This window comes from Burkholderia metallica (assembly GCF_001718555.1).
In the GTDB taxonomy this organism is placed as follows: domain Bacteria; phylum Pseudomonadota; class Gammaproteobacteria; order Burkholderiales; family Burkholderiaceae; genus Burkholderia; species Burkholderia metallica.
Window position 1 is genome coordinate 297,073 of record NZ_CP013402.1, and the last position, 11,335, is coordinate 308,407.

At 67.7% G+C, this 11,335-nt stretch carries 10 protein-coding genes; all 10 read right to left on the minus strand.

What is annotated here, in order from left to right:
• Nucleotides 1-62: 62 nt before the first annotated feature.
• On the minus strand, nt 63-704 hold the full coding sequence (locus tag WJ16_RS17245) for a PqiC family protein (RefSeq protein ID WP_069258290.1): 642 nt from the start codon (nt 702-704) through the stop codon (nt 63-65).
• Nucleotides 701-2,323, minus strand: a complete 1,623-nt coding sequence (locus tag WJ16_RS17250; protein ID WP_236858293.1) for a PqiB family protein — start codon at nt 2,321-2,323, stop codon at nt 701-703. Before WJ16_RS17250 ends, WJ16_RS17245 begins: the two co-directional genes overlap by 4 nt.
• A gap of 43 nt (nt 2,324-2,366) precedes the next feature.
• Nucleotides 2,367-3,014 carry a paraquat-inducible protein A gene (locus WJ16_RS17255; protein WP_069258291.1) on the minus strand — a complete coding sequence of 216 codons (648 nt, stop codon included), beginning with the start codon at nt 3,012-3,014 and terminating at the stop codon, nt 2,367-2,369.
• The gene (locus WJ16_RS17260; protein ID WP_069258292.1) at nt 3,011-3,637 is read right to left on the minus strand and encodes a paraquat-inducible protein A; all 627 of its coding nucleotides are present in this window, start codon (nt 3,635-3,637) and stop codon (nt 3,011-3,013) included. The genes WJ16_RS17255 and WJ16_RS17260 overlap by 4 nt, the downstream gene beginning before the upstream one ends.
• Before the next feature lie 239 nt (nt 3,638-3,876).
• Complete coding sequence (locus WJ16_RS33420) at nt 3,877-4,389, minus strand: DUF3331 domain-containing protein (RefSeq protein ID WP_084636054.1); 513 nt, start codon at nt 4,387-4,389, stop codon at nt 3,877-3,879.
• Nucleotides 4,390-4,428: 39 nt separating this feature from the next.
• Nucleotides 4,429-4,686 carry a hypothetical protein gene (locus WJ16_RS17265; protein ID WP_069258293.1) on the minus strand — a complete coding sequence of 86 codons (258 nt, stop codon included), beginning with the start codon at nt 4,684-4,686 and terminating at the stop codon, nt 4,429-4,431.
• Nucleotides 4,686-5,372, minus strand: a complete 687-nt coding sequence (locus WJ16_RS17270) for a response regulator (RefSeq protein WP_069258294.1) — start codon at nt 5,370-5,372, stop codon at nt 4,686-4,688. Before WJ16_RS17270 ends, WJ16_RS17265 begins: the two co-directional genes overlap by 1 nt.
• A 113-nt stretch (nt 5,373-5,485) precedes the next feature.
• On the minus strand, nt 5,486-6,928 hold the full coding sequence (locus tag WJ16_RS17275; protein ID WP_069258775.1) for an efflux transporter outer membrane subunit: 1,443 nt from the start codon (nt 6,926-6,928) through the stop codon (nt 5,486-5,488).
• 4 nt (nt 6,929-6,932) lie between these two features.
• A complete protein-coding gene (locus WJ16_RS17280) occupies nt 6,933-10,076 on the minus strand; it encodes an efflux RND transporter permease subunit (protein ID WP_069258295.1) in 3,144 nt (1,047 codons plus the stop codon).
• A gap of 20 nt (nt 10,077-10,096) precedes the next feature.
• Nucleotides 10,097-11,254, minus strand: coding sequence for an efflux RND transporter periplasmic adaptor subunit (locus WJ16_RS17285; protein WP_069258296.1), 1,158 nt, complete (start codon nt 11,252-11,254; stop codon nt 10,097-10,099).
• Between the last annotated feature and the right edge of the window lie 81 nt (nt 11,255-11,335).

The following is an 11,335-nucleotide window of genomic DNA, read 5'->3' on the forward strand; positions in this document are numbered from 1 at the left end:
CGGTTCCCATAACCGGATACCTTCGCGCGCTCCCATGGACGGCTCCCCGAACGCGGGACGGTTTACGAATCGGCGGGACAGGCGGGATGCCCGCCGCCGAAGCTGCGCACCGTGCTCGCGATGCGCGCGGCGAACTGCTCGATCATCCGTTGCTGCACGCGCACCATGTCCGCATAGCTGCCGGGTGCGGCGTCGTTGAGCCGCGTGCTGCACGAAATGCGCGTGCCCGGCGTGTCCTGCTGCACACCGACGACCCAGTCGGCTTCGAACTGCGCCATGCTGCCGGGCCACGCGTCGAAGCGGCGCACCTGCGTGCGGATGCTCATGACGGTCTGGTTCGACGGACGCGGCAGGCCGGTGACGTTGCGCGCGCCCAGTTGCTCGACGAGCGCCGAAGCAAGCGCTGCGCGCAGCTCGTCGCCGAGCGGCGCGACCCAGCGTTCGTTGTCGAGGATCACCGCGGTGCCCGTGCCGCTGCGCACGACCATCTGCTGCTGATCGAGCTGCGCGGGAATGCCGACCGGCAACACGTTGATCGCCAGCGGCGCGGCGGCGCGCGCGGTTGTCGACGTCGCGGATGGGGGTAGGGACGCGGCCGGCGCAACGAGCGTGTAGTAATGCACCGGGTTCGACGCGCAGCCGGTCAGCGCGATCACGGCGCCGGCGCCCACGGCGATCGCCGTGGCGCGAATCGGGAAACTCATGGTTGTCGTGGCTCCTGCTGGACAGGCGAGGTGGAAGGGTCGACGGGCGCGATCGGCGCGGGATCGGCCCCGGTTCCCCGGAGCAGCGCTTCGGGGCGGCGGCCCAGCATGTCGGTCAGCGTGCGCAGCGAGCGCGCGGTACGCCGGACTTCAGTCAGCGTGTTCGCGAGGTTCTCCTGGAGCGGGCCGTCGTCGGCGATGCCCTGGCGCACCGCGCCGAATGTCTGGTTCGCCTGGTCGAGCGCGCGCGTCGTCGACGGCAGCAACTGGCCGTTGACCTGCGTGAGCGTCGCGTCCAGGTTCGTCAGGCTCGAATCCACATGCTTGCCGATCGAATCGAGCGGCATCCTGTTGATCTTGTCGACGATGTCGGCGACTTGCTCCGGCAGCTTGTCGAACGTACTCGGCACGGTGGGCAACGTCAGCGGCGTGGCATTCGCATCGAACGGCACCTTCGGCGCGTTCTTCACGAAATCGAGCGAGATGTAGAGCTGCTCCGTCAGCAGGTTGCCGGTACGCGCCTGCGCGCGCAGCCCGTGCTCGACCAGGCCCGCGAGAAACTGGGCCGCGCGCGGATTGCCGTTGCCTTCGGTCTTCTGCAGTTTCTCGACGACGGGGCCGAGCCGATACGGATACACCTTGACCATCACGATCGACTGGAAGCGCCGCGTGGCGCGGTCGAAGTCGAGCTGGGTCGACACGACCTTGCCGATGTCGATGCCGGAGAATTCCACCGGCGCGCCGACCGCGAGCCCGCGCAACGGATGCTCGAAACGAAGCCGAATGAGTTGGGACGGGCCGTCCGGCGCAGCCATCGCGGCGGTTTCGGTGTCGGCGAGCGTAAACAGGTGGCCTGCACGGGCGGCCGCCGCGTCGCTGTCTTCCGGTGTCGCGAACGCGATGCCGCCGCCCACGATCGTCGCGACCGACTGGGTCTTCAGCTTCAGGCCGTTCGCGTCGAGCGACAGATCCATGCCGCTCGCGTTCCAGAAGCGCGTATCGGTCGTCACCAGTCGATCGTACGGCGCATCGATGAACACCTGCAGGTTCATGTCGCGGCGCTGCATGTCGAGCTTGTACGACGCGACGTGGCCCACCATCAGATGGCGGTAATAGACCGGCGAGCCGATATCGAGCGAGCCGAGATCGGTGGCGCGCAACGCGAAACTCGTTCCCGGCGTGCCGTTGATGACGGTCGGCGGCGTTTCGAGCCCGGTGTAGGCTTTGCGTGCTTTGTCCGAGCGGCCCGTGTCCATGCCGATGTACGCACCGGAGAATAGCGTGTCGATGCCCGAGACGCCGCTCATGCCGACGCGCGGCCGCACGACCCAGAACCGCGTGTCGTCGCGAACGAGGTTGCGCGCGTTCTTCACGAACGACACCGTCGCGACCACGTGCGAGCTGTCGTCGCTCAGCGAAATCGCGGTCACGGTGCCGATCACGACGTCCTTGTACTTGACGGGCGTCTTGCCGGCTTCGAGGCCTTGCGCGGTGTTGAACGTGATCGTGATTTCCGGTCCGACGGACCACCACGCGTGGATCACCATCGACAGGCCGATCAACGCCGCGACGAGCGGCACGAGCCAGACGAGCGACGGGCGCAGGCGGCTGTGGGTCACGGGCGGATCGCGGGGTCGAGGCCTTGCGGGCCGGATGCAGGATTCATGCTTCTTCGGCGTCCCAAATGAGGCGTGGGTCAAAACTCATCGCGGACAGCATCGTGAGCATGACGACCAGCCCGAAAAACAAAATGCCGGCGCGCGGCTCGGCCTCGGACAGCGGACCGAACTTCACCAGCGCACAGATGATCGCGATGACCAGCACGTCGAGCATCGACCAGTAGCCGACCAGCTCGACCGCGCGATACAGCACGGCCCGCTCGCGCATCGCCGACACGCTGCGCCGGCCGGTCGTGACGAGCAACGTGCCGAGCGCGAGAAACTTCGCGCACGGCACGACGACGCTCGCGATGAAGATCACCGCCGCGATGCCGTACGAGCCGGCTTTCCAGAACACCACGACGCCGCTGAGGATCGTCGATTCGCTGTGGCTGCCGAGCAGTGTGGTTCGCATCACCGGCAGCAGGTTCGCCGGGAGGTAGAAGATCAGGCCGGCGATCAGGAGCGCCCATGCGCGCACGAGGCTGTCCGGGCGGCGCGCGTGCAGTGCGGACCCGCACCGCGGGCAGCGTTGCGCGTCGGCCGCATGCGAATGTGCATGCTGCGCGGCTAACGCATGCGTGCGGCAGACGAGGCCGCACGCATGGCATCCGACCATGCCCAGCTGGCTGGCGCGCACGGGCAGGCTCACGGGCGGTCTCCGGCAGGTGCCACCGGCACGACCCAGTCCCACAGCTGGCGCGCATCGTGACCCGCGATCAGCGGGATCAGCACCATCAGCACGGCCGTGGCCCACAGGCCGGCGCCGGGAATGATCTGCATGATGCTCGACAGCTTGATGATCGCGATCAGGATGCCGAGCAAGCCGACCTCGATCATGCTCCACGGACGCAGCGCGACCAGCAGCCGCATCAGCGGGCCGAACGCGGGCGCGCGCCGTCCCGCACGGGCAAAGGCCAGCAACCAGATCAGCGTGGCGATCTGCAGGAACGGCACCACCACGATGGCGAGCGCCGTCGGAATCGCGATCGGCGCGGCGAAGCCTTTGGCCAGCGCGAGCGCGGATTGCCACAGCGTGGCCTCGCTATGCAGCCCCTGCACGCTGATCCGCATGATCGGGCAGAGATTGGCGATGGCGAACACCACGCCGGCGGCCACCGCCAGCGCGAACCAGCGGTCGATATCGAGCCAGCTCGACCGGAACAGCACGGCCGCACAGCGTTCGCAGCGCGCGACCTCGTGCCGTGCCAGCGCGCGGCGTCGATAGACGCTGTCGCAGTGCTCGCAGGCGATCAGGGTTGGAAACGTGTCCATGGGTGCGGGTGGCGCGTGCATGCGGATTCGATGACTTGCCGCGCAGTGTGCTCGGCGTCGATGGACGTTTTTGTGCGGATTGATGGAGAAACGATGGAGCCGGGCTTTCGGGCGGCGGATCGGCTTCGCCGGGAGACGGATTGCGACGCAGTGCGTGGATGCGCTGCATCCCTTCGAGGGCGACACCGCCACGCCGCGACCGATTTCAGTGCGGTATCCATACGCGCATCGAGCCTCGTCTATTTCGTGATCCGCGCAAAGTCGATGCGCGCGATGTGAAGCGCGAGAATCATCGCGGACCAGTTCGTCGGCCGGCCATTTCGCGCGCTGGGCCGGAAAATCTCGTCGCCCGGGTGGATGGGCATGCCGCTTGCCGCGCATGTTCCGGGCCGTCTCGCACATCCTTTATGCCAGCTTTGATAGCCATAATGTCCGCCGGTCGAATCCCGCCACGACAGCACCACGGTGCCCGACGTCGGTCGATCGAGAAAATCGATTGTCGCGCTGTACGTGGACCGAACGGTCAACGTCATTTTTTGACGTATGTCAGCCGCGTAGTCCTTGCGCCGCAAGCCGAACGGCAAACTGTCGCTGCACGCGGTGAGCGAGTGCATGATGCGCTGCCAGCGTTCCGCCGGTTCGATCTCGTCGACCGGAACCGGCCTTGCGCGGCCAATCGGTGAATCGTCGCTTCTTTCCGGCTCGCCGACGTGGCCGGCGATCGAAGCAAAGACGTGTCCAGGATTTCTCATCGTGCACCTCCCATGCGCGCATGCCGTTGCCGGTTCCGGTCAGTCCGTTCGGCGCGCCAGCCTGACGAGGTCGACGATCGTGGCGACCAGCGCGGCGAACAGCACGGCCGCGAGTATCAGATCGCTCGGCGTCTGCCGTATCACGACCGCGAGCGGGTGGTCGATCGCCGCGGACAGAACGGCGACGATCAGGCCGTAGACGACGAACCATCCGGACGCGATCGCCAGCACGACGGCGACCGTCAGGAGGCCGGCGATCCGCGCGGCGCGCCACCGCGTTCCGTGACGCGCGTTCACTACGCGCTGCGCAACCGGTAGCCGACGCCGCGCATCACTTCCGGCGTCCCGGATGCGCCCGCGCATTCGAGCTTCTTGCGCAACCGGCTGATGTGGCTGTCGACGGTGCGCTCCAGCGCATCCACATCGGCGAGGCATGCGTCGATCAGTTCGCTGCGCGTGAACACGCGGTTCGGCGAGCCGGCCAGGTGCGCGAGCAGCCGGAATTCGGTCAGCGTCAGCATGACGCTGGTTTCGCCGGTGTCCGTGCGGATCGTGGTCAGGTAGCTTTGCGTGTCGATTTCGAGGTTGCCGACCTTGATGAAGCGTCCCGACGCGGCCGCTTCGATGCGGCGCAGGATCGCGCGGATGCGTGCGACCACCTCGGCCGGATTGAACGGCTTCGTGATGTAGTCGTCCGCGCCGAAGCGCAGCCCCTGCAGGCGATCGATCTCGCGATCGAGCGCGGTGATGATGACGATCGGCGTGTCGCAGCGGCGGCGCAGGTCGACCAGGACTTCCCAGCCGTCCTTCTGCGGCATCCTGACGTCGAGCAGGATCAGGTCGGGTTTCAGCACGGGCTGCACGTCGAGCACGGCCTGGCCGTGACCGACGCGATAGGTGCGAAAGCCGTCGTGAGCGAGGTACGCATCGAGGATCTCGGCGATCTCCGGATCGTCTTCGGCAATGAGTATCAGAGGGTTCATCGGGTTCACTGAAAGTGAGCGTGACCGGTCGGCGGGCCGGCGGCGCGGCACGTGCGCCGCCGGACTTCACCGTGCTTTCAGTCGTCGCGAACGGATCGGCGACGGCTCATGGCTCAGTTGTTCGCCACGCTGTTGGCGGGAGGCACGTCGGTGTCGGTCAGGCCGCCACCGAGCGCCTTGTAGAGCGCGACCGCGTTGTTCAGTTCGGCGGTGCGCAGATCCAGCAACGCCTGACGCGCGGCGTACAGCTGCCGCTGCGAGTCGAGCAGTTCGAGCCGGTCCTCGATGCCGGCGCGATAGCGCAGGTTCACGAGATCGGTCCGGCGCTCGGCGCTCTTGACGACCTTCGTCTGCGCATCGATCTGGCGGCTGAAGGTCTCGCGCCCGGCGAGGCCGTCGGCCACTTCGCGGAACGCGGTCTGGATCGAGCGTTCGTACTCGACGACCGCGCTGGACTTGCGCACTTCCGCGAGATTCAGCTCGGAGCGCAGCCGGCCGCCCTGGAAAATCGGCAGCGTGACCTGCGGCGCGAAGCTCCACACGCGCTGGCCGCCGTCGAACAGGCTGCCGAGCCCCGGGCTGAGGAAGCCGATCGACGACGTCAGCGACAGGCGCGGGAAGAACGCCGCGCGCGCCGCGCCGATGTCGGCGTTGGCGGCGACGAGATTCTGTTCGGCCTGCTGGATGTCCGGCCGGCGGTACAGCAACTCCGACGGCAGCCCGGCCGGCAGGCGCGTCATCACCGGCTGCCGTTCCAGAGACAGCGGGTCCGGCAGGTTCTTCGGCAGGTCGGTGCCGACCAGCAGCCGCAGCGCGTTGTTCGCCTGCTCGACGGCGCGCGCACGCGCTTCGAGATCGGCGCTGGCGCTCGCGACCTGGCCTTCTGCCTGCGCGATGTCCACGCCGCTGGCCTGATCCGCGAGCTTGAGCCGGCGCGCGAGGTCGAGCGACTGGCGCCAGTCGTTCAGCGTGTGCTCGGACAGCGCGCGCTGTTCCTGCGCGAGGCGCTCGGCGAAATACGCGTTGGCCACCGAGCCGACGAGCGCGATCTGCACCGCGCGGCGGCCGTGATCGGTCGCGAGGTAGCGCGCGAACGCGGCATCGGACAGCGACTTCACGCGGCCGAACAGGTCGATCTCGAACGCGCTGACGCCAACGTTCACGCCGTACTGGTTCTGCGTGTTTTCCAGCAGCGGCGGGTTCGACTGCGAATCAGCCGCCGTGCGCTGGCGCGTGAAGCTCGCGCCGGCGCCGATCGACGGCAGGCGCGCGGAACGCTGGATGCCGTACTGCGCTTCGGCGGCCTGCACGTTCAGCGCGGCCAGGCGCAGGTCGCGGTTGTTCTCGAGCGCGAGCTCGATCAGGCGCTGCAGGCGACGGTCGCCGAACATCGTGCGCCAGCCGAGATCGGCCGCGTTCGCGTGCTGGTCGGCCGCGACAGCGGTCGTATAGGCGGTCGGCACCGGCATCTCGGGCCTGACCAGCTTCGGCGCCATCGAGCACGCCGACAGCGCGAGGGCGGCGGAAACCGCGGCGGAAAGAATGAGTAATCGCATGGCATCAACCTTCATGTTCGTGGGTCACGGCGGCGGGCTTCTTGCCGGATGCGCGCCATGCCGAGAGGCGTTCCTGGATGCTCATCACGAACACGTAGAAAACCGGAACGAAGAAAATGGCCAGCACGGTGGCGGTCACCATCCCGCCGAACACGCCGGTGCCGATCGCGTGCTGCGTTTCGGCGCTCGCGCCGGTCGCGATCATCAGCGGCACGACGCCGAGGCCGAACGCGAGCGAGGTCATCAGGATCGGGCGCAGACGCAGCTTCGATGCCTGCACGGCCGACTCGATCAGCCCCATGCCTTCCTCGCGCAACTGCTTCGCGACTTCCACGATCAGGATCGCGTTCTTCGCCGACAGGCCGATCACGGTGATCATCCCCACCTTGAAGAACACGTCGTTCGGCAGCCCGCGGAGCAGCACCGCGGCGAGCGCGCCGATCAGGCCGAGCGGCACCACCAGCATCACCGAAAGCGGCACCGCCCAGCTCTCGTAGAGCGCCGCGAGCACCAGGAACACGACGACCATCGACAGCGCCATCAGCATCGGCGCCTGCGACGCCGACTCGCGCTCCTGCAGCGACTGGCCGGTCCACGCGACCGTGAAGCCCGGCGGCAATTGCGCGGCCAGCCGCTCCATCTCGGCCATCGCCGCGCCGCTGGAGTAGCCGGGCGCCGAGCCGCCGGAGATCCGCGCGGACGGATAACCCTGGAAGCGCACCAGTTGCAGCGGGGTTTCCGACCACACCGGACGCACCACTTCGGACAGCGGCACCATGCCGCCGGTCGCGTTGCGCACGTAGAGCTTCATCACGTTCTCGATCTGCATGCGCGCCGGCGCATCGGCCTGGATGATCACCTGCTGCATGCGGCCCGCGTTCGGGAAGTCGTTCACGTAGGTCGAGCCCATCGCGGCCGACAGCGTGTCGCTGATGGTCGTGAACGACACGCCGAGCGCTTCGGCCTTGTCGCGGTCGATGTCCAGCTTCACGCTCGTGCCGGGCGGCAGGCTGTCCGGATAGACGCCGGTCACCACCTTGCTTTGCGCGGCCAGTTCGAGCAGCCGGGTTTCAGCCGCCTTGAGCGCTGCGTAGCCCTGGTTCGCGCGATCCTGCAGGCGCATCGTGAAGCCCGAGCTGGTGCCCAGCCCGTCGATCGCGGGCGGCAGCAGGCTCATGACCGTGCCTTCCGTCACGCCGCCCATCGCGGCCTGCGCGCGCATCGCTTCGTCCATCGCGTTTGCGTCGCCGCGCTTGTCCCAGTCCTTGAGCACCGCGTAGTTCAGTGCCGCGTTCGAGCCGAGGCCGGAGAAGCCGTAGCCGATGATCGAGATGCTCGATTCGATGCCCGGACGCGACGCGAGATGCTCCTCGAGCGTCTTGACCACGTCGCCCGTGCGCTCGACGGTCGCATCCGCCGGGAGCAGGAAGCCGGTCATGAAGTAGCCCTGGTCCTCTTCGGGCAGGAACGACGACGGCAGCATGCGGAAGCCGAACACCAGCGCGGTGGCGATCGCGACGAACAGCAGCATCACGCGGCCCGTGCGGCCGACCAGCCGGCCGACGCGCGTTTCGTACCAGTTCGTCAGGCGCTCGAAGCGGCGGTTGAACCAGCCGAAGAAGCCGCGCTTCTCGTGATGGCCATGCTCGACCGGCTTGAGCATCGTCGCGCACAGGGCCGGCGTGAGCGTCAGCGCGAGCAGCGCCGAGAACATGATCGACACGGCCATCGACATCGTGAACTGCTGATAGATCACGCCGACCGAGCCGCTCGACATCGCCATCGGCAGGAACACGGCCGTCAGCACCAGCGTGATCCCGATGATCGCGCCGGTGATTTCCTTCATGGCCTTGATCGTCGCGTCCTTCGGCGACAGGCCTTCCTCCACCATCAGGCGTTCGACGTTCTCCACGACGACGATCGCATCGTCGACGATGATGCCGATCGCGAGCACCATGCCGAACATCGTCAGCACGTTGATCGAGAAGCCCGTCATCAGCATGACCGTGAAGGTGCCGAGCATCGCCACCGGCGCGACGATCGCCGGAATCAGCGTGTAGCGCACGTTCTGCAGGAACAGGTACATCACCAGGAACACGAGCACCATCGCTTCGATCAGCGTGTGAATCACCTTCTCGATCGAGATCTTCACGAACGGCGCGGTATCGAACGGGATCGAGTAGGTCATGCCGGCCGGCATGGTCTTCGCGATCATGTCGAGCTGCTCGCGCACGGCCTCGGCGGTCTTCACCGCGTTGGCGCCCGGCGCGAGCTGCACGCCGGCGAAGGTGGCCGGTTTGCCGTTCTCGCTGTTGACGAACGTGAACGACTGCGGGCCGAGTTCGACCCGCGCGACATCGCCGAGCACGACCTTCGAGCCGTTCGCGTTCGCGCGCAGCACGATCTTCGCGAACTGCTCAGGCGACGTGAGCTGGCCCTGCGCGGTGAGCGGCACCGTCACGCGCTGGCCCGGCAGCGCGGGCGCCGCGCCGAGGCTGCCCGGCGCGATCTGCACGTTCTGCTGGCTGACGGCCGTCGTCAGGTCGTTCATCGACAGGCCGTAGGTGATCAGCTTCTGCGGGTCGACCCAGATGCGCATCGCCTGTTCGGAGCCGAACAGCTGCACCTTGCCGACGCCCTCGACCCGTCGCAGGTCCTCGACGACGTTGCGCGCCATGTAGTCGGCCAGCGCGTTTTCGTCGTAGCGGCCGCTGTCCGACTTCAGGCCGACGAACAACAGGAAGCCGGTGGACGCGGACTCGACGATCACGCCGTTCTGACGCACGACGGGCGGCAGGCGCGGCTCGACCGACTTGAGCTTGTTCTGCACGTCGACCTGTGCCATCGCCGAATCGGTGCCGGGCTTGAAGGTCGCGGTGATCTTCGCCTGGCCGGACGTATCCGACGCCGATTCGAAGTACAGCAGGTTCCGCACGCCGGACAGCTCGCGCTCGATCAGGCTCAGCACGCTGTCGTTCATCGTCTGCGGCGTGGCGCCCGGGTAGGTGGCGGTAATGGTGACGGTCGGCGGCGCGACCGACGGATAGCGCGCAACCGGCAGTTCGGGGATGGCGATCAGGCCCAGCAGAATGATGAAGAGGGCGATCACCCACGCGAAGACCGGGCGCCGGATGAAGAATTGGGACATGACTGGAGGCTCCCCGTGACTCAGTGCGAGGAAGCGGTCTTGACCGCTTCAGGCGCCTTCCAGGCGGTCGCCGTCACGGTCGCGCCGTCGCTCAGGCGCTCCATGCCTTCGACGACGACCTTCTGGCCGGCCTGCAGCCCGGACTTGATGCGGTAGCTGCGGTTCGTCAGCTCGCCCAGTTCGACGGCCTTCAGGTGCGCCTGGCTCTTCGCGTCGAGCACCCACACCTGCGGCTTGCCGCCCGCGCGGACGATCGCCTGCTGCGGCACGGTCAGCGCGTTGTCGAAGTGTCCGCGCGGGATGCGGGCACGCACGTACATCCCCGGCAGCAGCTCGCGCTTCGGGTTGTCGACCAGCACGCGCAGCAGCACGTCGCCGGTGCCCGGATCGACGTTGACGCCCGAGAACAGCATGCGGCCCTTCACGTCGTAGCGCGAATCGTCGTCGCGCAGCACGTCGACCGGCAGCCCGTTGCCCGCCGTGTCCGGCTGCGCCGCGAGCGCGCCGCGCAGCGATTCGAGCGACGCGGCCGGCTGGCGCACGTCCACGTAGACCTGGTCGATCTGCTGGATGCGCGCCATCGGCTGGCTGTCGCTGCTCGCGACCAGCGCACCTTCGGTCACGAGGGCCTGGTCGATGCGGCCCGTGATCGGCGCTTCGACGGTCGCGAACTTCAGGTCGAGCTGGCGTCGGGCGAGCGTCGCGCGCGCCTGCGCGACGTCGGCGGCGGCCTGGTCGCGTTGCGACACCGAATCGTCGTAGACCTGGCGGCTGATCGCGTCGGCTTCGACCAACGGCTTCAGTCGCGTGGTCTGCACCTTCGCGCGTTCGAGCGCGGCTTGCGCGCGTTGCAGGGATGCGGCGGCGGTGTCCATGTCGGCCTTGAACGGCGCCGGGTTGATCTGGAACAGCGGCTGGCCGGCACGCACTTCCGTGCCCTGTTCGAACAGCCGTCGCTGCACGATGCCGCTGACCTGCGGCCGGATCTCGGCGATCCGGACGGCCGCGACGCGGCCCGGCAGGTCTTCGGTCAGGTCGAGGGGGGCGCCGGCCAGCGTCATCGCCGCAACCGGGGTGGCCGGCGCGGCGGCCTGCTGTTCGGAGGGCCCGCAGCCCGCCAGCATCGCCGCCACCAGCGCGCACACGGCGCTGTAGCAGCCTCGTTTCTGAATCTTCATGTGGACTCCTTGGGACGCAGGCACCCGACGGCCCGCATTTTCGGATCGCAGTGTGCGTGCGGCCGATGGAGTTTTTTGTGC